The sequence below is a fragment of the Cellulomonas sp. FA1 genome (assembly GCF_000986825.1).
GTDB classification, from domain to species: domain Bacteria; phylum Actinomycetota; class Actinomycetes; order Actinomycetales; family Cellulomonadaceae; genus Cellulomonas; species Cellulomonas iranensis.
Window position 1 is genome coordinate 2,051,247 of sequence record NZ_LBMY01000001.1, and the last position, 25,280, is coordinate 2,076,526.

The window sequence follows — 25,280 nt, forward strand, 5'->3', positions numbered from 1 at the left end:
TCGTCGCGGCGCCCGACGGTCGCGGGCGCTGAGGGCCCGGCGTGCACCGGGCGCCGAGTGCATCGTGCAGCACCCGCGGCGCGGCCGCCCGGCGTCCGTCCGTCCCCCGGCGCCCGGTGCGACGCCGGCGCGACCTCAGGGCGCGGCGGCCGGGTCCTGCGCGGGCCGCCACGGGCCCACCCGCACGGTCGCCCCGGCGAGCACGTCGAGCGACGTCGGCAGCGCCAGGTCGACGTCGGGGCCGCCCGGGACCGGACGGACCGTGACCCGCACCGCGACGTCCGGGTCGTTCGTCGTCGACATCGCACCCCACCGCACCTGCGCGTCCGCCGCGTCGCCCGGTGCGAGGACCGTGGTCGGCGGCGCGTCGGGCGCGACCACGTCGACGAGCTGCGTGAGGTCCGGCACGGGCGTGCCGGACGCGCGCGTGAACGCGAGCGCCGGGACGCCCGCGAGCGCGCACGGCGTCGCGCCCGCGTTCGTCGCGCGCAGGAACAGGAAGCGCGACCCGGCCGCCGCGTCGGTGCCCGTGACCTCGACGGCCAGCGCGTCGCCCGGGCAGACCGCGACGCCGTCGACCGTCGCGCCCGGCGTGGGCGCGGGGGCGGGCGCGACGCCGCCCGACCCGACCGCGCCGGGCACGCCCACGTCGCCCGCGCGCACGTCGTAGGTGACGGGCTCGCCCGGCTGCACGAGGGCGTCGAGGCGGCGCGCGACCTCGCTGCGGTACGCGTCCGCCTCGGTCTCGACCGTGAGCGACGCCGACGCGGGCGCCCCGCCCGTGAGCACGACGCGGTACACGCCCTCCCAGCCGGCGACGTCGACCGCCAGCCCGACCGCGTCGTCGCCGGGCCACGCACCCGCGTGCACCTGCCGCACCTCGACCCACGGGTGGTCGGCGCCCACGGTCGTGGGCGGCAGGTCCACCGCGTCGACCGCGCGCACCGCGCCGGCCACCTGGTCGCCGGAGGTGACCAGGACGTGCGCGGACTCGGGGCCCACCCAGACCGACGTCGCGCCGGACGCGGCGAGCACCGCGGCCGCGGCGGTCGCCGGTGCCGCGTCGCCGCCGGGCGTGAGCACGACCTCGAGCGTGCGCTGCGTGCCGTGCACGCCGAGCCACCACGTCCACGGCGCGCCGGGGTCGGCCGCCGCGAGCACGGCGGACGCGAGGTCCGGCACGGCGGACGCCTGCGCGACCCCCGCGTCGACGGCCAGCTGCCACCGGGCGGGGTCCGCGCCGGGGTCCGTGCCGTCGGCGTCGTCCGGGCCCGTGAAGCGGCACGTGACCGCGAGCTCGTCCGTCGCGCCCGCGAGCGCGCCCCGCACCTCCCGCGCGGCGGCGCGCAGCGCGGCGGGCGGCCGCGGGTCGCCGGCCACCGTCGCGCAGCCCACCGCACCCGGGAGCCGGTCGGCCACGCCCGGGACGCGCAGCAGCAGCGCCGCGACCACCGCGAGCACGAGCACGGCGACCGCGACGGCGAGCGAGCGGCGCCGGTGCGTCGTGTCGGGTGCGCCGGCAGCGGGCGCCCCCGGTGCACGGTCGGCGCGGTGCGGCCCGTCGCCCGGCGCGGCGGGCGGGGTCGGCGGTGCGACGCTCACGCCTCGGGACCCTACCCGCGCCGCACCGCCGCGGTCGGGCGTCCCGGGAGGACCGAGGTCAGACCGCGCAGCCTCGCCGACGCACCCGTGGCGGCCATGGTGGCCGACGCGTCGCAGGTCGTCGCCGCCGGTGGTGCCGGCGCGCGACGCGCGCTGACGGCGTCGCCCCGGCAGGGCCGCGGTCAGCGCGCGCCGCGCGCCAGCTCGGCGAGCAGCAGCACGTCGTGGCCGTCGGTCCACGTGCCGTGCCGCACGACCGTGAGCCCCGCGTCCGCGACCTGCGCGTCGAGCGCCTCGACGGTCGCGAACTCGGCGTGCCGCTGCGGGTACGGCGGCTGCGACCCGGGCTGCTCGCGGTGGTGCTGCGCGGGGTCGTAGCTCGCGAACGTCGCCGTGACCACGCGGCCCGCGGGCCGCAGCACGCGCGCCCACTGCGCGACGACCGCGGGCGTGCCGGGGATGAGGTGCAGGCCCGTCACGCACGTCACGAGGTCGACGCACGCGTCCGGCAGCGGCAGGTCCCGCGCGTCGGCCTCCCGCAGGTCGGCCTGGGGCAGGTGCTCGCGCGCGACGGCCAGCATGCCCGCCGACACGTCGACGCCGACGAGCCGCAGGTCCGCCCCGCCGGGCCGCTCGCGCAGCGCCCGGAGCACCAGACCGGTCCCGGTCGCGACGTCCAGCACGTCCGCGACGCCGTCGAGGTCGACGAACGCGGCGACCGCGGCCGCCAGGTCGCGGTGCATGGCGCTACCGTCGTACGACGGCGCACGGTGGTCGAAGCGGTCCCGGACGGCCTGCACGACGTCGTCGCTCACGCCGCGAGCCTAGGACCGGCAGGGCGCGCGGCACCGGGACCGTCGGCCCGCGCGCCCGGCGCCGCTCGTCCGCTCCCCCGCGCGGACGTGGCACGGGCGCGACGGCGCACGTCAGCCGAGCCGCACGCCCGGGACGCGGGCGACGTCGTCGAGCGTGAGCAGGTCGGCGCTCGTGACGACCCCGCGCCCGCGCGCGGCGGCCGCGGCCTCGACCGCGCGCGCCGCGAGCAGCCCGGTGGCGGCCGACTGCCCGCGACCGTGCGCGGCGACGCGCTCGCCCGTGCGCCGGTTGACGGCCCCGACCTCCCAGCGGTCGTCCCCGACGTGCGGCATGCGCGCGACGAGCGCGCGCAGCGCGGAGAACCGGCCGACCAGCGCGAGCGCGGCGGTCGTGGCGGTGCCGCCGGCAGCGAGGTAGCTGCGGACGGTGACGCCGCGCGCCCGGCCGACGAGCACGTGGTCGGGGAAGTCGGCCCGCAGCAGGCGCCGCGTGCCCGACCGCGTCGGCAGCACGCGCGCCGAGCGCAGGTTGATGACGGTGCCGCCCTCGGGCGGGTCGTGCAGCGCCGCGCCCGCGAGCCCGGCGGTCCACGCGACCGCCGCGTCGCCGTGCGTCTCGCCGGTGCCGAGCAGCACGGCGACGTCGATCTCGTCGCCCGGCCGGGCGTCGAGCGACGCGACCAGCACGGTGCTGAGGCCCGGCACGAGGCCGGCCCCGAGCACGAGCGTGCCGCCGGGTGCCACGGCCGCCGCGAGCCCGTCGAGGTAGCGGCCGGTCGCGGACGCGTCGACCAGCGGGGTGCGGCCGACGGCGCGCGCGAGCGCGGGGTCCTCGACGGCGGACGCGTGCAGGACGACGTCGTGCTCGGCGGCGGCCTCGCGCACGCGGGCCAGGCCGTCGGGGGCGCGCAGGTCGACGCGCAGGTCCACGCCGGGCCCGGGCGTGCGGCCGGCGCCGGCGACGTGGTGCCCGGCGGCGCGCAGCGCGTCGGCCGCGACCGCGCCCACGGCGCCGCGCGCGCCGAGCACGAGGGCCCTCATCGGGGCGTCCCGGGCTGCGCGGCGCGCGGCGCGCGCGACCCCCGCAGCGCGGTGTACGCGCGGGTGAGGGCGGGGACCGCGACGAGCACGGCGACGGGCACGACGACGGCCATGAGCAGCGCGGTCGCGGCGACGTCGGGCCAGCCGTCGACCACGGGCCGCAGGAGCGCCCGGGCCACGACGACGAGCGGGAAGATCGCGAGCCAGGTGACGGCGATGCGGGGCAGGAGCGGGAGGGGACGCACGAGAACTCCAAGCGATCGGTTGGAGAGACGGTAGCCGCGCCCGCCGCGATAACCAAACGATCGGTTGGAGTCGCGTAGGGTGGCGCCGTGGCATGGGACACCGCAGGCACCCGACGTCGGCTGCTCGACGCCGGCGCACGGCAGTTCGCCGCGCGCGGCTTCGCCGGCACGACCATGGACGCGCTCAGCCGCGACGCGGGCGTCAACAAGGAACGCGTGTACGCGTACTTCGGCGACAAGCGCGGACTGTTCGGCGCCGTCCTCGCCGACCGCCTCGGCGGCCTCCTCGACGGCGCGCAGGTCGAGGGCACCGGCCCCGCGGCGGTCGGCGCCTGGGCCGGCCAGCTGTTCGACCGCTACCGCCGCACGCCCGACCTCGCCCGCCTGCTGGCCTGGGAGAGCCTCGAGCTCGACGAGGCCGCGTCGGCCGACCACCGGGCGGCCACGTGCCGCGACCGCGCGACGCACCTGCGCGCCGCGCTGCCCGGCCTGGACGCCGCGCGCGCCCAGCACCTGCTGCTCAGCGTCGTCACGCTCGTCACCGGGTGGTGGACGCTCGCGCGGCTCGGCGACGTCGTGCTGACCGCCGGCGCGGGCGCCGACCCCGACGCCGCCGCGGACGCACGACGCGCGGCGCTGGTCGCGCACGTCGAGGCGCTCGCCGGCGCCGCCTGACCGCCCGCGGGCTCGCCGGCGGCCGTCCGACCCGCAGCCCCGCCGCGCCCTGCGGGCGACGCGCCGCGCCCTCCCCGCGAGAGGACGCAGCCGCCCACCCGACGCGCTGCGCCCCGGATCCCGTCGCGCGGCTTGCCGCACCCACCGGCCCGGGATCGACTGGCCGGATGCCCCGCCCACCCGTCCGGACCCTCGTGCGCCACCCGCGCCTCGGCCTCGCGGTGCGCGCCGCCGCCGCGGCGACCGCGGCGTGGCTGCTCGCCCTCCAGCTCCCCGACGTCCGCGAGTACGCCTTCTACGCACCGTTCGGCGCCGCCGTCACGACGTACTCCGCGGTCGCGCAGTCCGTGTCGGCGACGGTCCGCACGCTCGCCGCGATCGCGCTCGGCGCGCTGCTCGGCATCGGCGTCGACGCCGCGCTCGGCACGGGCGTGGCCGCGATCGCCGTGGTCGTGGGGGTCGGCACGCTGCTCGCGGGCCTGCCGCGGCTCGGCGACGCACGGTCGTACGTCCCCGTCGCGGGGATGTTCGTGCTGCTGCTCGGGGCCGGGGACGAGGTCGGCTACGCCCTCACGTACGGCGGGCTGTTCCTGCTGGGTGCGGCGTGCGCGGTTCTCGCGAGCGCGATCCGCCCGGGCCTGCCGCTCGAGCGCACCGACGCCGCGCTCGCGACCCTGCGCGAGGCGTGCGTGCAGCAGCTCACGGCGCTGGCCACCGCGCTCGTCGCGACCGAGGACGACGCCGCCGACGACGCGACCGACGAGCGCGCACGGCTCACCGAGGCGCTGGGGCGGGCCCGCCTGACCGTCGACGAGCTGCACGCCGCCACGCGCGGCAACCGCGCGGCGCGCCGGCAGCGGAGCGCCGTCGCGTACCGGTCCGAGGAGTTCCGCGCGCTGCAGCGCGTCGCCGGCCTGGTCGACGACCTGCAGTCGCTGTCGGAGGACGCCCCGTGGGGCACGACCGTGCGGGGTCTGCCGGACGCGTTGCGCCGCCCGACCGCGGACGCGCTGCGTGCGCTCGCGACGACCACGGCCGAGCCCGACCCGACGGCCCGCAGCCGCCGCGCGGCCGACCGCGCGGTCGCGGGGCTCGCCGACGAGCTGCGCCGTCACGAGGCGTCCGCCGACGCCGACGACGCCGTGGGGCTCGTCGTCGCGGCGGTCGTCACGACGCTGCGGCGGTCCCTCGCCGCACTGACGCCCGAGTCGGTCGCCCCGCTGTCGACCGGGCCGCTGCCGCGGCTCGAGGCGAACGACAGCGACAGCGGTGTCGAGGGTGGAAGCGACGGCGACAGCGAGGGCGAGGACGGAAGCGACAGCGCGCGTGACGGCGGCGAGCATGTCGGTGGCGAGCATGGCGGCGGCGGCGCGCCCTCCGGGCCGCACGACGCCCGCGCGTGAACGGAGAGGGGCCCCGCGGGCGAGGTCGGCGCACGCCCGCGCGACACTGGACGCACCCGTCGAGAGGACCCGCCGTGCCCACGCCTCCCCTGCCCGCCGACGTCGCCGCGCTGCTCGCGCAGCCCAACCCCGCGGTGATGGCGACGATCCACCCCGACGGCCACCCGGTGACGGTCGCGACCTGGTACCTGCTGGAGGACGACGGCCGCGTGCTGCTCAACCTCGACGCGTCGCGCGCGCGGCTGCGTCACCTGCGGCACGACCCGCGGGTCTCGCTCACGGCGCTGTCGCAGGAGAGCTGGTACACGCACGTGAGCGTCCAAGGTCGCGTCGTGGAGTGGCGCGACGACGTCGACCTCGTCGACATCGACCGCCTGTCGGTGCACTACGGCGGCAAGCCGTACCCGGTGCGGGACCGCGCGCGCGTGAGCGTGCTGGTCGAGGTCGAGCACTGGCACGGCTGGGGCGCCGCGAAGCAGGACTGAGACCCTCCGGGCCGTCGCGCGACGGCGCGCGGGCGCACCGGGACCGCCGCGCGTCGGGCCCGTGCGGTGCCGCGGGCCCGACGCCGGTCAGGTGCCGCGCCGACCCGGCGACACGAGCCACAGCCCGGCGGCGACCGACCCGACGCCGCCCGCCACGAGGTCGCCGATCGTGTCGGCGTACGTCACGAAGATCGCGTCGTCGACGTAGGTGTGGCCGACGTACTCGCCGACCTCCCACAGCGCGCTGAGCGCGAGCCCGAGCGCGACCGTGACGACCACGGCGCCCGCGCGCGCGGCGCGGCCGTGCACGGCGGTCGGGTCGGGCACGGCGGTCGGGTGAAGCGCGGCGGTCGGGTCGGGCACGGCGCCCGTGGTGCGCGCGAGCGCGAGGTGCGCGACCGCCGCGACGAGTCCGGTGACGCCGACGTGCGCGACCACGTCGAGCCACGGCACCGCCTGGTAGAGCTCGAGGACCGCGCACCACGCCGCGACCAGCAGCGACGCGCCGTACGCGGCGTCGAGCGCGGCGGGGGCGCGCACGACGACGGGCACGACGAGCCCGCCGAGCACGAGGACGAGCAGCACGGCGTCGACGGGTCCGCGCGCGACGAGGGCGACGAGCACGCTGACCGCACCCGCGGCCCGCACGACACCGCCCGGGCCCGCGAGCAGCAGGCGCGGCACGGGGGCCGGCAGGCCGGTGCGCGTCGTCGTCATCGCACCCCTCCCCCCGCGCCCGGGTCGGCCCGGCGCGCGGCGACCGTACGACGAGGGCGTGCGGTGCGCACGCCCGGCGGGCGACCCCGCGCGACGGCGTCGGGCGTGCGCTCCGACGGCTCGACGCCCGGGGCCGGCCCGCCGCGGACGCCGGCGGCCTGCGGCGTCCGGCGGGGTGCCGGGACGGCGGCGGCGAGCAGGAGCACGGCACCGAGCAGGAACGCGGGGACGGGGCCGACGGCGTCGGCGACGGCGCCCGTCACCGTGGCGCCGACGGCCTGGCCCGCCGTGAGCGCGACGAAGAGCACGGCGGTCGTGGGGCCCGGCGCGGCGGGTCGCAGGTGTGCCGCCCTCGCGATGAGGACCCCGCTCAGGGCGGTGTACGCACCACCGAACAGCGCGGCGGCGAGCCCCGCGAGCACGGGACGGTCGGGGGCGAGCGCGAGGCCGAGCGTGCCGACCGCGCTCGCGACGGCGGTGAGCCACCACGCGCCGCGCAGCCCCAGCACGCGCACCGCGTCGCCGCTGACCGCACCGAGCACGGCGGCGACCCCGAGCAGGCACCACAGCACCGCCGACGTGCGCGCGGGCAGCCCGCCGGTCGTCGTCAGGAGGTCGCGACCGAACGTCCAGACCGCCGCGCTGCCGACGCCCGCGAGCACGGCGGCGAGCGCGGGTCGCCGCAGCGACCGCCCGTCCGCGCCGCCCGGGGGACGGGACCGCCCCACGCCCGTCGGGGCGGGCCAGGACGTGGCGCGGTCGACGACGGCGGCGACGAGCAGCGCCGCGACGGCGGCCCCGGCCCACACGGGCCGCCACGCGTGCGGCGCGACGAGCGCCACCGCGCCCGCGACCGCCACGCCCGCCCCCGTCCCGGCGTTGACGACGGCCTGCGCACGGTCCACCCGCGCGGGCGCCGCGCGCGCCGCGACGGCGACGACGAGCGCGGGCGACGCGGCACCGGCGGCGCCACCGGCGACGAGCACGCCGACCGCGAGCACCGCGGCGGACGGCGCGAGCGCGACGACGACGCCGCCCGCCGCGGCGAGGACCGCCGCGACCCACAGGACGACGCGCGCGCCGCGGCGCGGCACGAGCCGGCGAGCCAGCAGCGCGGTCGCGCTGTAGGCGGCGAAGCTGCCCGCGGCCACGAGCCCGGCGGTGCCCGGGGTGAGGCCGAGCTCGGCCGTGATCGCCGGGAGCTGCAGGCCGTACCCGTACCGGACGACGCCGTACGTCACCGCGACGAGGCCCGCTCCCCCGGCGACGACACCCGCGGCGCCCGGCCGTAACGATCGTTTCACTGTCACGATCGTTGCGGTAGGCACATGACCAGCGGCACGGCACCCCCGGAGGCACGCGAGCGCCTGCTCGCGGCGGCCGAGGAGCTGTTCACCGAGCACGGCATCGCCGCGACCGGCGTCGACGCCGTGCTGCGCCGCGCGCAGGTGGCACCCGCGACGCTGTACGCGCACTTCGGCGGCAAGGACCACCTCGTCGCGTCCTACCTCGAGCGCCGGCACGCGCGGTGGCGCGCCGCGCGGGACGACGCGCTCGCGCGCTGCGGCGACGACCCCGACGCCCGCGTGCTCGCGGTCTTCGACGCGCTCGACGCGTTCCCGGGCCCGACACCGACGCGGCGGGGCTGCGCGTTCCTCGCCGCGGCCGTCGAGGTCACCGACCCGGGTCACCCCGCGCACGCGTGGCTCGTGGCCGACACGCACCTGCTGCGCGAGCGCCTGCACGACCTCGCCGCGGCGACCGGCGCGGCCGACCCCGCCGCGCTCGCCGCCGAGCTGCTGCTGCTCTACGACGGCGCGCTCGCCGCGCGCGCCCGCGACGGCGTGACCGGCACCGCGGGCGCGCCCGCCGACGTGCGGGGGCTCGCCGCCGCCGCGGTCGCGCGTCACCGCGACCCGCGCCGGACGACGGCGGGCGCCGCACCGCCGCCCGGGTCGCCCGACGGCGGCACACGCGAGGCCGGATCGCCCGAGAGCACACGCGAGGCGGGGTCGCCCGAGGGCACACGCGAGGCGGGAGCGCGCGACCACACACCGGCGGCACCCCCGCGCGGCGAGGCTCGTCAGGCGGATTCGCGGCGCGAGGCTCGTCAGGCAGGCTCGCGCGACGAGGCTCGTCAGGCGGGCTCGCGCGGCGCGTCGTAGACGAGGCCACGGGGCGTGACGCGCGCACCGGCCGCGGGCGGGTGCGGCGCGAGGCGGCCGTCGTGGCCCAGGTGCCGGACATCGACGCCGTGCAGCAGGACGGCGGCGTCGGCGACGACGCGGCGGTGGCACCGCCACCAGACCGCCTCGCTGCACATCACCGCGACCTCGCCGTCGACCGTCCGCACCTGGCCGAGCAGGTCCGCGAGCGCGGCACCGAAGACGTCCGTCCGCGCGTAGGCGGCGTAGGCCCGGAACGCGTCGACCTGCCACCAGGTGTCGAGGTCGTCGTCGGCGGCGCGGCGGCGACGTCCGCCGAGCCGCTCCTCCCAGCGGTAGCCGACGCCCGCCGCGGGGAGCCACGCGGCGAGCGCCTCGCGTGCGACGTGGGGGTGGCGGCGGCTGCCGGGGAAGCGTCGGACGTCCACGACGTGCCGCACGTCGGCGCCGCGCAGCACGTGCGCGATCTCCTCCTGCGCGAGCGTGCCGTGCCCGAACGTGACCAGTCGTGCCGCCATCGCCCCGACCCTGCCGACGCCGACCGAGGGTCGCACGCCGGGGGCCGGGCACCCGGCACCTCCGGGTCCCCGCTGCGCCCGGTCCGGACCACCGGAAAGCGCACCCCCCGCGAGTGAGTAAACGTTTAACTCCACGACGGACCCCTTCAAACCGGCGTAGGGGCCGTGGCAATGTGAAGGTTCACATCGCGGTCCGCCCCGGCTGCGCCGACCCAGCAACGTCGCGGGTCCGCGCAGGTCGCACGCGGAGCAACCGCTTCGACCCACCCCGTCCACGGACGACTCGAAGGAGAGCACCATGAGACCAGCACGCGCGCTCGGGGCCGCCGCCCCGGTGCGGGGGACCCGACGCCGCTGGACGTCGGCCGTCGTGGCGGCCGCGACCGCCGTGACCGCCGGCGGGCTCGCGCTCGCCACGGCCCCCGCCGCGACGGCCGCGACCGTCGACACGAACGCGTCGTACGTGCTCATCAACCGCCAGAGCGGCAAGGCGCTCGACGTCTACAACCTGGCCATGAACGACGGCGCCCGCATCACGCAGTGGACCCGCAACGACGGCCAGCAGCAGCAGTGGCAGTTCGTCGACTCCGGCAACGGCGACTACCGCATCAAGTCCCGCCTGTCCGGCAAGGTGCTCGACGTCTACAACTGGTCGACCGCCGACGGCGCCGCGATCAACCAGTACACCGACCACAACCAGGCCAACCAGCGGTTCCGGCTGCAGGACGCGGGCGACGGGTACGTCATCCTCATCAACCGGCAGTCCAACAAGGCCGTCGAGGTGCAGGGCGCCTCGACCGCCGACGGCGCGAACGTCGTGCAGTACACCAACTGGGGCGGCGCCAACCAGCAGTGGCAGCTCGTGCGCCTGGGCGGCGGCACCAACCCGACGCCCACCCCGACGCCGACGCCGACGCCCGGCAACCCCGGCGGCACGTGCCAGCTCCCCACGAGCTACCGGTGGACGTCGACCGGTGCGCTCGCGCAGCCGCAGAACGGCTGGGTCTCGCTCAAGGACTTCACGGTCGCGCCCTACAACGGCCAGCAGCTCGTCTACGCCACGACGAACGACGGCCGCAACTGGGGCTCGATGAACTTCGGGCTGTTCACGAACTACTCCCAGATGGGCTCCGTCGCGCAGAACCGCATGCCGTTCAGCGCGGTCGCGCCGTCGCTGTTCTACTTCGCGCCGAAGAACGTGTGGGTGCTCGCCTACCAGTGGGGTGGCGCGGCGTTCACGTACCGCACGTCCACCAACCCGGCCGACGTGAACTCCTGGTCGGCGCCGCAGAACCTGTTCACCGGCTCGATCAGCAACTCCGGCACCGGGCCGATCGACCAGGCGCTCATCGGCGACGACCGGAACATGTACCTGTTCTTCGCGGGTGACAACGGCCGGATCTACCGGGCGTCGATGCCGATCGGGAACTTCCCGGGCAACTTCGGCTCGTCGTACCAGACGATCATGACCGACACGACCGAGAACCTGTTCGAGGCCGTGCAGGTCTACAAGCTCCAGGGCCAGCAGAAGTACCTCATGATCGTCGAGGCGCAGAACGGTCAGGGTCGCTACTTCCGGTCCTTCACGGCCACGAGCCTGGACGGCACGTGGACGCCCAACGCCACGACGTTCAACAACCCGTTCGCGGGCCGCACGAACACGGGCGTGACCTGGACCAACGACATCAGCCACGGTGAGCTGCTGCGCACCAACGCCGACCAGACCATGACGATCGACCCGTGCAACCTGCAGATGCTGTACCAGGGTCGCGCGCCGGGCTCGGGCGGCGAGTACCACACGTGGCCGTACCGCCCGGGGCTGCTGACGCTCCAGCGGTAGCCGTCCCGTCGGTCGCCGTGCACGGGGCCGGGGTGGGGTCCTCCCGAGGGCCGCACCCCGGCCCCGTCCGCGTGCCAGGTTCCCCGCTGAGCGAACACGCTCGCGGAAGACCCGCGGATGGACGATGGTTCAGGTGAGCAGAACGCGGTAGGACGTCGCCCCGACACCCGCCGCGGGCCCCGAGGAGACGAGGAGTCCGGCCATGTCCGTCATCACCACCGACGCCCCCACCGCCCAGCTCACCCGCCAGGACCGCTGCGACCGCTGCGGCGCGCAGGCGTACGTCCGCGCGACGCTCGCCACCGCGGGTGGCGCCGAGCTGCTGTTCTGCGGCCACCACTTCCGTGCGCACGAGTCCAAGCTGCTCTCCGCGGGTGCCGTCGTCCTCGACGAGCGCCACCTCATCGACGCGTGACCGTGCGGGCGCCCTCGGGTGCCCTCCGGCCGCACGACGACGGCCCGGGACGTCACCGACGTCCCGGGCCGCTGTCGCACGAGGCCGTCATGGCATCGGGCAGTCGTGGCATCGCGCAGTCGCGGTGCCGGCTCGCAACGCCCAGGCCGTAGTCGTCACCGGCCGGGCGTCGTCCTCGACCGGGCGTCGTCGTCGGCGCACGCTGCCCGCGTCAGGGGGTCGCCGTCGCGCCGAGCCCCGCGAGGATCACGTCGATCGCGAAGTCCCGGCGTGCACGTCCGTCGGGTCCGGTGAGCGCGCCCGCGAGCCGGTGCACGTGCGGGAAGCGGTCGGGGTCGACGTCCGCGTAGACGTCGTGCGCGTGCCGGGGGTCCGCGCCGCGCCCGCCCGGCCCGCCGCGGGCGGTGCGCTCGACGGCCGTCGCGGCGGCGAACTGCGCGATGAGGTCGATGGCCAGGGCCGCCCGGTCGTCCGGGACGCCGCCGCGGCGCAGCAGGTCGAGCTCGTGCTCGGCGAGGCGCAGGGCGCCGGGGAGGGTCGGGATGGTGCCGAGCGCGACGGTCGCGAGGCCGGGGTGCCGTTCGAGCGCCTCGACGGTGCCGACGACGGTGCCCGCGAGCGCGGCCCGCCAGCCGTGCGGCTCGGGGTCGACGAGCTCGACCGTGCCGTAGACGTGGTCGAGCGCGTGCTCGAGCAGCGTCTCGCGGCTGTCGAAGTAGGCGTACAGCGACGCGGGCCCGGTCGCGACGGCTCGCGCGACGTCGCGCAGCGAGACCCGCTCGACGCCCCGCTCGCGGACGAGCGCGAGCGTGGCGTCGAGGATCGCCTGCCGCGACAGCGCGGGCTTGGCCGGGCGCTCGCGCCGCGACGCGGGCTCGGGTGGCGTCGGCATGGCGCGAGCGTAGTTGACACGAACGCAGTTCGCGACGAACACTGTTCGCGAACACTGTTCGTGTCGACGGAGGGAGACGTCATGGTGGTCCTGGTGGTGGGCGCGAGCGGTGCCGTGGGCGGCGCGGTGGTCGCGGGTCTGCTGGAGCGCGGTGTGGAGGTGCGCGCGACGAGCCGCACGCCCGAGCGACTGAGCCTGCCGCCGCAGGTGCGCACGTCCGCGGCCGATCTCGACGACCCCGCGTCGTTCGACCCGGCCCTCGAGGGCGTGGAGCGGGTCTTCCTCTACGCGGACGTGACGCACCCGGAGCCGCTGCTGGCGCGGGTCACCGCGGCCGGCGTGCGGCACGTCGTGCTGCTGTCGTCGTCCGCGGTGACGGCACCGGGCGCGGCGGACGACTTCAACGGCGCGCGCTTCCTGCGGGTCGAGCGCGCGGTCGAGGACTCCGGCGTGGCGCACACCTTCCTGCGGCCCGGCGGGTTCGCGAGCAACGCCGCACGGTGGAGCTGGAGCATCCGCACCGACGGCACGGTGCCGCTGCCGCACCCCGACGCGGTGCAGGTGCCCGTGCACGAGGCCGACGTGGCCGACGTCGCGGTCGTCGCGCTCACCGGCGACGCGCTGCTCGGCGCCGCCCCCGTGCTCACGGGCCCGGAGGTGCTCACGCTCCGCGAGCAGGTCGCGACCATCGGCGACGTCCTCGGGCGCGAGGTGCGGATCGTCGAGCAGACCGAGGCCGAGTCGGCGGCGCTGCTCGCGCGGCACGTCCCCGAGGTGTGGGTGCGGCAGATCATCGGCGACTGGCGCGCAGCCGTCGGCGCGACGCCCGCGGTGTCGCTCGAGCACGAGCGCCTCACCGGGCGCCCCGCGCGCACGTTCCGCACCTGGGTCGAGGACCACGTCGACCTGTTCCGCTGACGTGCGCCGCGTGGCGCCCTGCACGACGCCGCGCGCGACGACGGTTGCGGGCTGTCACACCGCCGCTGACACTGGTCGCGTCCGATTCCGACACGCAGGGGGAACCGCCATGCCGCGCATCACCAGGAAGCTCGGAGCCACGCTCGCCGCCGCGGGCCTGCTCACGGCGGGCAGCATCGCCGCCGCCGTCCCGGCGCAGGCCGCGACCGTCACCAGCTACGTCATCGCGTCCACCACGTCGAGCGGCTGCAACTCCGCGCTCCAGGGCGACATCCACGACCTCAAGGCGCAGGGGATCTACAAGAACCACACCCCGTGCACCAACACCGGCGCTGCGTCGTACCCGTGGCGCGCGCAGGTCTGGTACTACGCCGTCTGAGCGTCACGGCCGGCCGGGGCGCCCCGGCCGGCCACGACCTCGGCGAGTGCGGCGTCCCGACGGTGGGCAGCCGCCGGACCTGGAGCGGGCCGCTCGCTCATCCGGTCGAGCTCTACGCGATGTCGTTCCACCTGATCTCCACGTCCACGACCGGTCGACCTGCGGCAACCGCTCGACGTCGACGTAACACGTCCCGTCGGTCAGCACGGTCCGGGAGCCGGTGACGAGCGTCGCCCCCGGGCACCCAGCACCGCCCGCTCCGCCCAGCCTGTACCGTCGGTCCGTCAGCCGCAGCGGCCCTCCCGCCGCGCGCGGACGACACGGGTGCTGTCCCGCGTCTCCACGAGCGGGCCCCTCATCACCCGGGCCTCTAGCTCAACTGGCAGAGCAGCGGACTTTTAATCCGCGGGTTGTGGGTTCGATCCCCACGGGGCCCACCTGACCTGGGGTTTTATTTGGCGATCACCGCAGGGTCACTCTCAGAGTCACTCTCTTGGTTCACGACGAGCGCGAGCCGCGGAGCGCGATCGCGGAGGTCCGCCGCGATGGTCGACGCCGGCACGCGAGCAATGTAGCGGTCCTGGAGCACTTGGGGGCCTGATGCACGAGTAGGTGACACCCACCTGTGGCGCCGTAGGCGCCGCTGGAAGGATGTGCACCGTGCCCAGGCCCTATCCCAAGGAGTTCCGTGACGATGTCGTGGCCGTGGCTCGCCGCGGGGATGCTCCGATCAAGCAGGTCGCAGCCGACTTCGGGATCGCCGAGTCGTGCCTGCGCAACTGGCTGCGTGATGCCGACGTCGAGGACGGGACCCGCTCGGGCGTGACCCGCGCCGAGTCGACCGAGCTGCGTGAGGCCCACCGGCGGATCCGGCTGCTGGAGCAGGAGAACGAGGTGCTGCGTCGGGCGGCGGCGTACTTGTCGCAGGCTCATCTGCCGGGAAGAGGCTCTACCCGCTCGTGAGCGAGCTCGCCGCTGACGGGATCCCCGTGGCGGTGACGTGCCGGGTCCTCAAGCTCGCCAGACAGCCCTACTACCGCTGGCTCGCTGCTCCGGTTGGTGCCCGTGAACTCGACGAGGCGCACCTCGCGAACGCGTTGTTCGACGCCCACCGGGACGACCCGGAGTTCGGCTACCGGCTGCTGGCCGACGAGGCTGCCCGCGCCGGGCGCCGGGCGTGCGACCGGCGGGTGTGGCGGATCTGCGCCGCCAACGGCTGGTGGTCGGCATTCGGGAAGCCACGGGCCAGGGGCGCCAAGAAGGCCGGCCCGCCAGCCCACGACGACCTCGTGCTGCGCCAGTTCCGGGCTGAGGCGCCCAACCGGCTATGGCTGTGGGACATCACCGAGCACCCCACCGCGGAGGGCAAGGTCTACCTCTGCGCGATCAAGGACGTGTTCTCCAACCGGATCGTCGGCTACTCGATCAGCGACCGCATGACCTCCCAGATCGCGGTGAACGCGCTGGTCAGCGCAGTGCAGAGACGTCGGGCGGTCGCTGGGTGCGTGGTGCATTCGGACAGGGGCAGCCAGTTCCGCAGCCGCAAGGTGGCCCGCGTCCTGGCCCGCCATGCCCTGGTCGGCTCGATGGGCCAGGTCGCCTCCGCCGGCGACAACGCCGCCATGGAGAGCTTCTTCTCCCTACTGCAGAACAACGTCCTGAACCGGCGGCGCTGGGCCACCCGCGAGGACCTGCGGATCGCGATCATCACCTGGATCGAGAGGACCTATCACCGCCGTCGACGCCAGCACCGACTCGGACGGCTGACACCGATCGAGTTCGAGACCATCATGGCCACTCAGGTCGCACTCGCCGCCCGAGACCAGCTGTCACCTACTCGTGCATCAGGCCCGACCTGACCGCCGCAGGTTGCGTGCCAGCGCCGGCATCTCAGGCAACAGTGACTCTCGCCGTGGTGGAAGACCCACGGGCGTTACCTGGTCTGACGCTAGACAAGATGAACGTGGTGGATCCGTGGCGGGTCTGGGTGAGCCTCCGCATCGAAGGGCGCACGCAAGCAGCCGATCACCTGCGAGCGAAGCTCACCGCCACGAGTTCGAGCGCTGGAGGCTAGGCCGCGCCGGACCTAATCTCTCCGCCCGGCCTTCCGGGCGCGCCGTCGGCGCGTCTCGGCACGATTCGCGGCTTGAAAGCCGCTCCCAGTCATGCCCGGCCGGGCTCGCTCCACGCCGAACTCCTCTGCCCAAGGGCGCAAGTCGGCGCGATAACGACGCCCAAGTTCCGCGCGGTCCCACGCGCACGCCGCGACGAGAGCGTGCTGCGCGGTGATGCCGAGCCAGGCGTCAGCGGCCCCGAGTTCGGGGTCCGGCACAAAGCCGATCCCGCTACCCGCTGCGTCGCTCGTGCCGAGGTAGTGCTCGATGAGGTCGTTGCCGGGATGGGTCAGGGCGGACGCGAATCGGTACAGGGCGTACTCGCGGTCGCCTCCGTCTATCTCCGCACAGATCCGTTCGAAGTTGCGTCCGGACGTCGCCTGATCGTCCTCGAGTCTCCGGTCGGCGTTCCGTACAACGTCGTCGGACTCATCGAGCCATGCCGCCTTCACGGCACTCGTGAGCAGGTTTCTGCGTTGTCGAAGGCCCTCGCGCAGGACTGCTTGGACGTTGCCTCGGTACTGCTCGAGCCACACAGCGCGGATCGAACACTCAATCACCTGTCGGACCAGCGGCATCATGACGAGGCCCTGCCCGACCTTCTGCAGTTCAGAGACCGCGGCCGCGAGCTGCAGAGTGTGCGCGACGTGAGCGAACAGCACTGGCGCGAAGGCCCGATCAACTGCCGCCGGGAATCGGGCGTTCTCCCGACTGAGGTTCCATGTCCCGACGAGAGCCTCGATCAGCTCATGGCATCGTTCTGCCGTAGGCGCCGCTTGCTCGTCCCGTTCCGCCATGTTGCGATCATGGCAGCCGAGCGCCTGAGAACACTGCCACCTCGCCTCCCCGTAGGGACGGGCGCCGCGAGCCTCAACCGCTCCTCGCGTGTCGATGTGCCTCTGATCCGCTCGGCTTCATCACCCTCAAGCGGAGTGCGCAGCACGTCCGCAAGCTAGCGCGGGTTGCGCGCGAGCTCACAGTTCGGGTCCCTTGAGGGTCTCCTGAGGTGTTCTCTTAGGGTTGTGGGTGACACCGGGAGGTGACACCCATGACACCCCCCTCCCTGCCTCGCCGCCACCGTTCCCATCCGAGAACTGACGATCGCCGCAACGGTCTACAGCCTGTCTGGAACGCTCTGGCTGACGCCGGCAAGAGCATCATCCCGACTAACGCCCCTCAACGAGGAGAGTGATGAGTACGCGTGCCGATGCCTTCGATAAGCGCGTGATCAGCGCGGACGTCTTCTCACCCGGTTGGCGCTGTTCGGTTGCCGTCTTCGCCGTGGCGACTGCATAGAGCTCGTCGAAACGCTCCCGACTGATCTTTGTGGCCAAGGAATTCAGGTAGCGACCCTGGGCTTCGGTAACCGGCTCGCCTGCTACACCCTTACGCCGGCGGTCGAGTCGTTCCGGGCTGCGGGCAGCGCGCCGTCGGGTGCTCTTCTGCGCTAGTTCCTCCTCGCTCCGTTCGAAGATCTGGACCCGCTCGAACCAGCCCTGCGGTCCGGGTGCTCCGACAACCGCTCGCCAGAGCGCGTTGGTAGTCAGCCGCTCCTCGTCGACGCCTTCAGTGAGACCTGGGCCGACGAGCGCAACGAACCCAGGTCGGCGTCGAACTACACGGAACCCGGCCGGAATCGCATGCGCATCGACCCAGTCCTCCCCGCACCCGCAGTGCTGGTGGTACCGCCGCCACTTGCCCTGGAGCGCCTCGTAGACCAACGCATCGCCGTAGTGGAGCGGGTCGCGAGTGAAGCCAGACATCCGGCGTTCCCTTTCGGACGGTGTGACTCAGGCGAGACCGGCTGAGCCGTTGCTGCGCCGCGGCCTACATCGACGCCTATGCGGGCTCGTCCTCGTAGGGCGCTGGGGTCCGTTCGCCCGCGAGTCTCTCTCGCAGTCTGCGGGCCGCTGGTTTCACTCGCTGCTCCCAGACGGGCTTGCCATACCGAATGACTAAGAACCCGCTCACCGCGACGACCGCGACCACGGCCGTGGTTGGCAGGCGGAAGTTGCTGGTGACGCGCGCCGTCTCGTCTGCGTCGTCCGCGCTCGACCACTCGTCAACCGGGTCGAGCAGGTCTGGGTGATCCTCGACGTCACTCGCTTCGATGTCGGCGGCAAGCGCTGCTGCCGTCTCGTCGCTCCAAGTCCGCGTCTCCCAGTGGCGGTTGTAGTGCGCGTATCCACCCGTTCCGCGCGAGTGAGACACCTCCTCGGCGTACCGCTCGCCCTTCTCGGTGAGCCCGTACGCGCCTGGCTCGCCGTGGAGGTACCCGTGCGTCCTCAGCAGACGGTTCATCTCCCGAGCTGACCGCCCGAACTCCTCGCCCAGCACCCGAGCCGACTTGCCCACCGCCCGACCCCCTCGATCACGACCACCGTACGTAGATCATCCTCAGCGGACTCTAGCGAGAGGCCGACGAGCGAGAGCCGCTATCACCAGGTCGCCGCACCGGCACACCGCGAGTGACCAAACCCCCGCACTCACGGCTCGCTAGACCTGCGTTGTGACGCTCCTGGCAGTGCACCTGCCGTACCCGACTTCAATACCGGCCGCGAGGCACCGATTAGCGCCCAAGACGCGCCCGAGTGGCAGCACTGACGCGGCGCTGACGCAGGAGGTCAGCCGACGTCGCCTTGCGTCGATGGCGAGGAAGCCGGCGCGTTCGCGAGCGAGTACCAGCGGCGAAAGTCCCCGTCGGCGAGCGCTACTAGCTCGGTCACCACAGACTGGAGCTCATCCATCGTCGTGGTGACCAGACGCCACTCAGCTACCGGACCGTCCGCGGTCCGATGATCGCGAGGAACCGATCGCAGCCGGTGCCCGAAGAGGATCCGTCCGCCCGGTTGAACCGGCCAGAGGCTGTGCACGAGGTCATTCCGATAGGTCACGCACCGTCGCACCCGGGCGAGGTACTCGCCGAAATCCACCCACGCGGTGATCTCGGCTCGGGCACGGTACTCGGCCCCTAGTTGGCTCAGGAGGGAGCCCAACCCCGGGGGTGGAGCAGCGTCGAAAGCCTGTCTGCGGAGAGACGCCAAGAGTGCAATGAGTCGGTCTTCGAGGAGCGCCGACAAAGTCGCGACACGACCCATCCCACCCCAGAACGCCTCAGAGTGCGGTCCGAAGAACATCGTCGGGACACCCCACTCGTCAACGATGGGCCCCGTGTCCCCCGTTCCGAGACGTTCCTTGCCGATTTTCATGGGGCCTCCGAACCGCTGTCCGCTTCCTGGGCGTCGATATCAGTGACGGGCAGCGCGGGAGTTGCTGACTCATCCGGGCGCCGCGCGGAACTTGCGCGGCGAACCGCCCGCGGCCTTCGGATCAGTGTCTGCGATTTCATGGTCGACGACAGATCAGCCGTCGCGAGCACGTCCGGCTGCGGCGCTTCAGGCTCGCTCTTTGGCTTCGCGCGGGCCGCCCGCCACGCTTCGTACTCGGCGCGTTCGGCTGCGTCCCGCGCATCGCCGTCGCGGGCGACGACGCTGAGGCGTCCCGCCGGGGTCTCACTCCATGACTTGACCGTGGAGCGGATGTCGCGCACCGCATCGGCGATGTCATGGAGTCCGTAGATCGTGGCTGTCGAGAATCCGTAGAAGATGTCGAAGTCCATCACGTACTGCTCGGTCAGCCGACGGGGCGGTCGCCCGAACCGCCGCGGCTTCCCGTCGCAACTCACTGTCACCGTGTAGGAGTGCGGGAGGTCCGAGTCGAACCTGTCCGGGAACGTGTCCGCGAAGATCGCGATCTCCTGACCCGGTGCGAGGTTCGGGATCCCGTCGCGCCAAAGCTTCGCTTCGCGGATCTCGGTCCTCTTCGGGTCGGTCGACTCCCACAGCGGGTCGAGAGTAAACTTCACGTTCCGGGCCATTGTGGCGCCCTCGTTGCGGATCACGATGTTCGCGACGATCCCGTGGCTCGGGCGCAGCATCACGGTCACGAACGGTCGGTTGCGGTCCTCCCGATCGAGGCGAGCAAGCCGCACCTGCCGGGCGGCGTACACGGCGGCGATCGCTGCCACGATCAAGGTCAGCACCGCAGCCGAAGCCTCTACGAGCGCAGCTGTGCGCTGCCAGTTCTCAGCCCATAGTTCGAGCGCATCCGCATCCACCACGAGCTCCTACTCGTCCCAGGGGTACTTCAGCTCTGGTGGCACAATCCGACGGCTCGCCGTGAGCAGCAGCGTGATGAGCGCCCCCATCCGCGCGAACAGGTAGTCGGCGGCGCCGTCCTCCGGCACAGGCGTGGTACGGGTCTCGTGGTGCCGGATCGAGTATTGGTTCCCGATGTCGGTCAGCGACTTCATCTCTGCCTGAACGGTGTCGCGCCAGCCGCCATCGAGATTACCCAGAAGCGCCTTCACGGACTGCCGCTTGTCGCCGCCGGGCAGGTCGATCGTCTTCAGCCGCTCGAAGGCATCCCAGAGCCGTTCGAGCGCTACGGCACGCTCACCCGGTCGATGCGACGTGTAGAGCGATCGGGCCTCGACGATCAGCTCGTCGAGACGCTCATCACCGGACGTCGGGTTCAAGCCAGCGAGCACGGTCTGAACCTCCGGCGTGCCACGCCGATGGATCTCGCCGTTGTCGCGGAGCTCGTAGGTCGTCCGTCCTCGCTGGAGGATGGTGTTGACCTCCGACCGGAACACTGCGCGGCCCTCGTCCTCCTTGAAGCCGAGCTCGTAGTGCCCGAAGAAGCTGTGGTACTGGCGGTCCACGGGTTCCGCGACCCGAGCGGCGGCGTACTCGACGAGGTCGAACACGACCTCGTCGGTCGCGTAGGCATCCGGGTGCAGGAGCGGCCATGGCGCCCCTGGGACGAGCGCCTGCAGGTTCGCCGACAGCGCGCCGAGATCTGTATCGCAGATCCCCTGGCCGTCCGGACAACGCTCCGGGAAGACCCTCGCAAACCAGTTCGCGGTGATCCTGGTGTCGAGCAGTCCCAGCAGCCCGCGCGAAGTCGCGACGGGCAGTGCGTCGTTGATCGCTGTCTGCGGACCGTTCACTCGGTCGCTGTAGAGGGTGTCGGCCACGAAGCCATCGTGCCAGGCAGTGACCATTACCGTTCCGGGAATGACCGAAAGTGGGACAGCCGCTCGGCTCGTCGGAGTGCTGGTCCGGGGCGCGCCGTCTTATCTGCCGGAACTCGTGTCCGCGACGCGACCTACTGGATGCTCTCGCCGGCGAAGTGTCGGACGGCTGCCGCGAACTCCGCGAGGTCCAGTCGCCGGTGTCCGCCCTGCAGTCCCTGTGGTGTGAACCCAAGGTCGGCCGGCGTGATGCCGTTGGCGCTGGCGACCCAGAGGCGTCCGCTCACCCAGTTGAGCCAGGGCCACCGGTCGGCGTCCTCCTGAGGTCGGTCCTCGGCAATGATGTCCGGTGCCCAGATAGCTTCGGCTGTGATCTCGACGATCGCGTCGCACACGTGCAGGTCCTTGGCATAGATCAAGACCAAGTCACCGGGTGCGAACGTCGGCTGCCCGCGCTTGCTACTGGCGATCCAGAGGTCGTCGCCCTCCCAGTCCGCTTCCTCGTCGCCGTAGACCGCCTTGGCCCACAGGTTCACGTGGCGGGCCTCGGCGAGCAGCTCAGCCGCGACCTGTGCGACCTCGGTCTCAACTCCCACGGGCGGTGACGACGGGACGATGACACCGGGGACCTCGCGCGCGCGGTCTTCCACATCGCGCAGCGCTGCCCCATTGACCTCGGCGGACTGGGCCCACCAGCCGTCGAACGCGACCTGTGCTGCTTTCGCCTGGTCGGCGTAGAGCACCACGGACATCTCGAGGTTCGGATTGGTGCCTGCGCCGAGGCCGGCGTGCGTCAGGTTCCCCGAACCCGCGATGCCACGGCCGCCAGCGAGGTAGACCTTCGCGTGCAGCGACCTGTGCGAGCGCACGGCAACGCCCGCGTCCATGAGTCTGCGCAGACCCTCCGGGCTGAGGTAGCCATTCGCGACCGCCGCCGGGTCCAGGTTCGTCAGCAGGGACCAGCGAGCAGCGCTGCCCTTTGCGCGGATCGCCAGCGCCGTCGCTACCGGCAGGCTTACAAACGGCGAAGCGAGCCGCACCTCGCCAGTCGCGCTCGTCACGAGCTCCAGCAGTGCGTCGTAGCCAGCCGTCAACACCGTGTCAGTCACGGACCGACCGTCCCGAGCCAGGGACCTGCCGCTCGACGCCCAAACGAGTTCGTAGCCCTCGTGAATGCCTCTTTACGCAAGTTCCTATGGTTCAACCTCGCCTGTGTGGCGCCAGGCCGGCGCGCCGTTCGGCATGGCGGCGCACTTGAAGCTTCGCGAGGCTTGAGCATTTTAGCGCACCCGACCGGACTCGATCCGGCGACGCAGTCGGATCCAGAAAATCTCTGGATCAGACTCGAACTCACTCACTTGGCTCTGCGTCATCACGATCGTGGTCACGGAACTGCGACCCCGAGACAGTGACTCAACATCCGCGAGAGCCTCATGACTCACCGCGTCAGGGCAGACGACGATTGCAATTGGAGTCACTTCCCGACCTGGCTGCGATCGCTCAAGGCGCTCCGCCAACCGCGCGGCGCGATCAGTAGCGTCACGAGCACGATTTCGCAAATTCTTTACATTCGGCGCATACTTGTACTCAAACACCAGGTCCGGGTACTGCTCCTTCGTAGAAACCGCCACGAAGTCAGCGACCTCGGAACGCCCCCGCCCTTCGGTGGCGACCAATACATCACTTCTGACGAGATAGAATGGCTGCAGCGCGCGTGAGAGCACGCCCGACAGCCGCGCCTCGACATCCTGATACTCCGCTAGAAGAACCTCTCGCCTCCGTCGAGCCTCGCGCTCGAGGTCGCCCGGCGCCAGACCATCCGTCGTTACGGGGTCTGCCGGATCATTCCTCGATTTGAAAGCCTCAGACGATCGTTCCGCCGACGTCGCGGGATCGGGCGAGCTCGTCGACTCAGCATCCTGGGTTCGCAGCAAGCCTGTCGTGGGCGACGCGATCTCATCCGCCTCTGCAGCCAGCTTTTCCACCCGGGCCTCATCGCTCGCTCGCTCGAGATCCTCAACGCGCTTCCGAGCTTCTGCGGCAGTTAGGTCGTCAGCCTGACGTTGCTGCGGCCGCCACTTCCAGAGGCCGTAGCCCACGCATGCCACCCCACACAGGACGAGCATGGCACAAAAGAACTGATACCAGTCGGTAACTGTGGCGAGCTGACCCTGCTGCTGCATTATCGTTTCGCGAGCGATCGGTGTGAGTTCTCGAAGATCTTTTCGAGGTATGGTTAGGACTGACGCTTCACGCAGCACTGCCCAATTTACCGCCCCCGCCGACCCGATGAGCACGAGCCCGATAGAGACGACGAACTTGTGAAGGTGGCCATACTCGACCTGCGGCATAACCTCCCCTGCTCTCACCCATCGGCAATATTTTGGTGGAACTACTGCCCGAGCTCGCGGGCGGCGAAACAGAGCCTATCCACCATGTGCGTCGCGGATCGTCGGATCGGCGCCGTGTCGGCGAGGAACGTGCGATGGCCCAACGCGCTGCCGCACCGGGCTTGAGAACCGGCCATCAGGCGCCGATTGACACCCCGAGACGTGCACCGAGCGGCAGCGCTGCCCGGAACTACTCCTGGGTCAGCCGATGTCGTCGTGCTCCGACGGCGAGGAGACCGGCTTGTTCGCGAGCGAGAACCAGCGACGAAAGTCGCTCTCAGTCAGCACCACCAGCTCGGTCACCACAAGCTGAAGCTCATCCATCGTCGTGGTGACGAGACGCCGCTCAGCCCCCCGTCCGTTCGGCGCCCGATGGTCACGAGGGAGCGCTCGCAGCTGGTGCCGAGCACGTCAAGCGGTGGCGTCCCGGCTGGCCGGTCGTTTCGACCCGCCACTGGCTACAACACGCTGTGCTGGCAACCACCTTCCCGGCACTGGGTCACTCTTAGATCACTCTCACCGCCCATGGGGGTCTCTGAGGCAGGATGCGCCCGAATGTGGCGTCTATGCAGGTCAGACCTGAATCGATGGCCTCGGGTGATCCCAGATGAGGAGCCCACCACTAATCCGCGGTTGTGGGTTCGATCCCCACGGGGCCCACCCACGGCGTGACCACCGACCACGACCTACAGGTCGTCCCCCGGCAACGGCACGCGCACCCGCAGGGCCCGTTCCCGCGTCTGCCGGGCCGCTGCCATGAGCGGCTGCACGGGCAGCCCGACCCGCACCCGAGCCGCGTCGTCCGGCCGCGCCGGGTCGTAGAGCGCCTGCGCGGGCACGGCGAACGCCTGCCGGGGCACGACGGTCCGCACCGTGTGCCGCACGCCGTGGGCGTCGTCGAAGTGCAGGGTGCCGAGCACGCGGCCCAGCTCGTCGGTGTCGTAGTCGGTGACCCGCGCCCACGCGGCGCGACGTCCCGCGAGCCGCGCGAGGGTGCCCACGCGACGCACGTGCCTCACCAGAGCGACGACGGTCGCGGCGACCGCGAGCGCGAGCAGCACCCCGGTGACGACCATCGGCACGCGCACGGCCCCGGCGGTGACCAGCCCCTCATCGACGGCGCCTCGCCACCCGACCAGCAGCGCCGACGTCGCGACGACCGCGGCGACCGCGGACGCGACCCACCGCACCACGCCGGCACCGAGCAGGGCCCCGAGCACGACCGCCAGGCCGCCGAGCGACGGCGCCGCCCCGGCGAAGTCGTTCGTCGCGCACGACCCGCCGCCGCAGTCCCACCGCACGAGGCTCGCCTCGTGCGCGCCGAGCCGCAGCATCCACCAGCCGAGCGTGAGCAGCGCGACCGCCGCGAGAGCCAGTGCGGCGCGGCGCTCGGGGCGCGGTGCGAGGGCTCGCGCGAGCGCGGCGTCCTCGGCGTCGAGGCCGGTGGGCTGCTGGCGGGGGTGCCCGGCGGACCGGGCGGGCGTGCTCGTCACACCCCCATCCTGCCAACCGCGCGCGACGTCGGGCGCACGCGGGCGCGCCCGGTCCCCCGCGCGCCGAGCGGGTGGCGCCCGCGCAGCCGCACGTCGCTCGGTCCCGTCCGGCGCACCTTCATCACCGGACGTACGCTC

Annotated in this window: 26 protein-coding genes and 1 tRNA gene; 10 read left to right on the forward strand and 17 right to left on the reverse strand. The window is 73.2% G+C overall.

The window, feature by feature from the left end; genetic code table 11:
* Positions 1-135: 135 nt before the first annotated feature.
* From GY42_RS09230 to GY42_RS09245, 4 genes are all read right to left on the reverse strand, one after another.
* Entirely contained in the window at positions 136-1,602 is a 1,467-nt protein-coding gene (locus tag GY42_RS09230; RefSeq protein ID WP_046529115.1) for a DUF4232 domain-containing protein, read from the reverse strand.
* Between the two features lie 182 nt (positions 1,603-1,784).
* Positions 1,785-2,417, reverse strand: a complete 633-nt coding sequence (locus GY42_RS09235; RefSeq protein WP_046529116.1) for a class I SAM-dependent methyltransferase — start codon at positions 2,415-2,417, stop codon at positions 1,785-1,787.
* 111 nt (positions 2,418-2,528) lie between these two features.
* Positions 2,529-3,458 carry a hypothetical protein gene (locus GY42_RS09240; protein WP_046529117.1) on the reverse strand — a complete coding sequence of 310 codons (930 nt, stop codon included), beginning with the start codon at positions 3,456-3,458 and terminating at the stop codon, positions 2,529-2,531.
* The gene (locus tag GY42_RS09245; protein ID WP_046529118.1) at positions 3,455-3,703 is read right to left on the reverse strand and encodes a hypothetical protein; all 249 of its coding nucleotides are present in this window, start codon (positions 3,701-3,703) and stop codon (positions 3,455-3,457) included. Before GY42_RS09245 ends, GY42_RS09240 begins: the two co-directional genes overlap by 4 nt.
* An 87-nt stretch (positions 3,704-3,790) precedes the next feature.
* On the opposite strand from GY42_RS09245, the gene GY42_RS09250 reads away from it, so the two are divergent.
* The 3 genes from GY42_RS09250 to GY42_RS09260 all read left to right on the forward strand — a co-directional run bounded on the left by GY42_RS09250 (position 3,791) and on the right by GY42_RS09260 (position 6,266).
* Positions 3,791-4,378 (forward strand): TetR/AcrR family transcriptional regulator, encoded by a 588-nt coding sequence (locus GY42_RS09250; RefSeq protein WP_046529119.1) that lies wholly within the window; start codon positions 3,791-3,793, stop codon positions 4,376-4,378.
* 167 nt (positions 4,379-4,545) lie between these two features.
* A complete protein-coding gene (locus GY42_RS18195; RefSeq protein WP_152667252.1) occupies positions 4,546-5,781 on the forward strand; it encodes a hypothetical protein in 1,236 nt (411 codons plus the stop codon).
* A 74-nt stretch (positions 5,782-5,855) separates the two neighbouring features.
* Positions 5,856-6,266 carry a TIGR03618 family F420-dependent PPOX class oxidoreductase gene (locus tag GY42_RS09260; protein ID WP_046529120.1) on the forward strand — a complete coding sequence of 137 codons (411 nt, stop codon included), beginning with the start codon at positions 5,856-5,858 and terminating at the stop codon, positions 6,264-6,266.
* 87 nt (positions 6,267-6,353) lie between these two features.
* On the opposite strand, the gene GY42_RS09265 is transcribed toward GY42_RS09260, so the two are convergent.
* On the reverse strand, positions 6,354-6,983 hold the full coding sequence (locus tag GY42_RS09265) for a hypothetical protein (protein WP_082131442.1): 630 nt from the start codon (positions 6,981-6,983) through the stop codon (positions 6,354-6,356).
* Positions 6,980-8,287 carry an MFS transporter gene (locus tag GY42_RS09270; RefSeq protein WP_082131443.1) on the reverse strand — a complete coding sequence of 436 codons (1,308 nt, stop codon included), beginning with the start codon at positions 8,285-8,287 and terminating at the stop codon, positions 6,980-6,982. The genes GY42_RS09265 and GY42_RS09270 overlap by 4 nt, the downstream gene beginning before the upstream one ends.
* A gap of 24 nt (positions 8,288-8,311) precedes the next feature.
* Here GY42_RS09270 and GY42_RS09275 point away from each other — a divergent pair, with 24 nt between their 5' ends.
* On the forward strand, positions 8,312-9,148 hold the full coding sequence (locus tag GY42_RS09275; protein WP_082131444.1) for a TetR/AcrR family transcriptional regulator: 837 nt from the start codon (positions 8,312-8,314) through the stop codon (positions 9,146-9,148).
* Here the strand turns inward: GY42_RS09275 and GY42_RS09280 are convergent.
* Entirely contained in the window at positions 9,121-9,666 is a 546-nt protein-coding gene (locus GY42_RS09280; protein WP_046530766.1) for a DUF488 domain-containing protein, read from the reverse strand. The two genes, GY42_RS09275 and GY42_RS09280, sit on opposite strands and share 28 nt — an antisense overlap.
* Positions 9,667-9,964: 298 nt before the next feature.
* Here GY42_RS09280 and GY42_RS09285 point away from each other — a divergent pair, with 298 nt between their 5' ends.
* The gene (locus GY42_RS09285; RefSeq protein ID WP_046529121.1) at positions 9,965-11,506 is read left to right on the forward strand and encodes a non-reducing end alpha-L-arabinofuranosidase family hydrolase; all 1,542 of its coding nucleotides are present in this window, start codon (positions 9,965-9,967) and stop codon (positions 11,504-11,506) included.
* A 202-nt stretch (positions 11,507-11,708) separates the two neighbouring features.
* Positions 11,709-11,921, forward strand: a complete 213-nt coding sequence (locus GY42_RS09290; RefSeq protein ID WP_046529122.1) for a DUF7455 domain-containing protein — start codon at positions 11,709-11,711, stop codon at positions 11,919-11,921.
* Positions 11,922-12,132: 211 nt separating this feature from the next.
* Here the strand turns inward: GY42_RS09290 and GY42_RS09295 are convergent, their stop codons facing one another.
* Complete coding sequence (locus GY42_RS09295) at positions 12,133-12,813, reverse strand: TetR/AcrR family transcriptional regulator (RefSeq protein WP_046530767.1); 681 nt, start codon at positions 12,811-12,813, stop codon at positions 12,133-12,135.
* An 81-nt stretch (positions 12,814-12,894) separates the two neighbouring features.
* Here GY42_RS09295 and GY42_RS09300 point away from each other — a divergent pair, with 81 nt between their 5' ends.
* The 4 genes from GY42_RS09300 (at position 12,895) to GY42_RS09320 (ending at position 15,969) form a co-directional block, all read left to right on the forward strand.
* Positions 12,895-13,731 carry an SDR family oxidoreductase gene (locus GY42_RS09300; RefSeq protein WP_046529123.1) on the forward strand — a complete coding sequence of 279 codons (837 nt, stop codon included), beginning with the start codon at positions 12,895-12,897 and terminating at the stop codon, positions 13,729-13,731.
* Between the two features lie 109 nt (positions 13,732-13,840).
* On the forward strand, positions 13,841-14,110 hold the full coding sequence (locus tag GY42_RS09305) for a hypothetical protein (RefSeq protein WP_046529124.1): 270 nt from the start codon (positions 13,841-13,843) through the stop codon (positions 14,108-14,110).
* A 364-nt stretch (positions 14,111-14,474) separates the two neighbouring features.
* Positions 14,475-14,547 (forward strand) — tRNA-Lys (locus GY42_RS09310).
* A 223-nt stretch (positions 14,548-14,770) separates the two neighbouring features.
* A protein-coding gene (locus tag GY42_RS09320) for an IS3 family transposase (RefSeq protein ID WP_152667253.1) occupies positions 14,771-15,969 on the forward strand; the annotation gives its coding sequence in 2 pieces (ribosomal slippage) (positions 14,771-15,049 and positions 15,052-15,969; 1,197 coding nt in all).
* 227 nt (positions 15,970-16,196) lie between these two features.
* Here the strand turns inward: GY42_RS09320 and GY42_RS09325 are convergent.
* The 9 genes from GY42_RS09325 to GY42_RS09360 form a co-directional block, all read right to left on the reverse strand.
* On the reverse strand, positions 16,197-17,021 hold the full coding sequence (locus GY42_RS09325; RefSeq protein WP_152667254.1) for a DUF5677 domain-containing protein: 825 nt from the start codon (positions 17,019-17,021) through the stop codon (positions 16,197-16,199).
* A gap of 369 nt (positions 17,022-17,390) precedes the next feature.
* On the reverse strand, positions 17,391-17,987 hold the full coding sequence (locus tag GY42_RS18980) for a hypothetical protein (RefSeq protein WP_152667255.1): 597 nt from the start codon (positions 17,985-17,987) through the stop codon (positions 17,391-17,393).
* 76 nt (positions 17,988-18,063) lie between these two features.
* Positions 18,064-18,525, reverse strand: coding sequence for a hypothetical protein (locus GY42_RS09330; RefSeq protein WP_152667256.1), 462 nt, complete (start codon positions 18,523-18,525; stop codon positions 18,064-18,066).
* A 323-nt stretch (positions 18,526-18,848) separates the two neighbouring features.
* Entirely contained in the window at positions 18,849-19,157 is a 309-nt protein-coding gene (locus GY42_RS18985; protein WP_152667257.1) for a hypothetical protein, read from the reverse strand.
* 272 nt (positions 19,158-19,429) lie between these two features.
* Entirely contained in the window at positions 19,430-20,341 is a 912-nt protein-coding gene (locus tag GY42_RS09340; RefSeq protein WP_152667258.1) for a hypothetical protein, read from the reverse strand.
* A gap of 9 nt (positions 20,342-20,350) precedes the next feature.
* Positions 20,351-21,262 carry a hypothetical protein gene (locus GY42_RS09345; RefSeq protein ID WP_052748284.1) on the reverse strand — a complete coding sequence of 304 codons (912 nt, stop codon included), beginning with the start codon at positions 21,260-21,262 and terminating at the stop codon, positions 20,351-20,353.
* Between the two features lie 131 nt (positions 21,263-21,393).
* A complete protein-coding gene (locus tag GY42_RS09350; RefSeq protein WP_046529132.1) occupies positions 21,394-22,368 on the reverse strand; it encodes a phospholipase D-like domain-containing protein in 975 nt (324 codons plus the stop codon).
* Positions 22,369-22,539: 171 nt separating this feature from the next.
* Entirely contained in the window at positions 22,540-23,610 is a 1,071-nt protein-coding gene (locus tag GY42_RS09355; RefSeq protein ID WP_152667259.1) for a hypothetical protein, read from the reverse strand.
* 725 nt (positions 23,611-24,335) lie between these two features.
* Positions 24,336-25,142: a hypothetical protein gene (locus tag GY42_RS09360; RefSeq protein ID WP_046529134.1), complete on the reverse strand. Its 807-nt coding sequence runs from the start codon at positions 25,140-25,142 to the stop codon at positions 24,336-24,338.
* Positions 25,143-25,280: the final 138 nt, after the last annotated feature.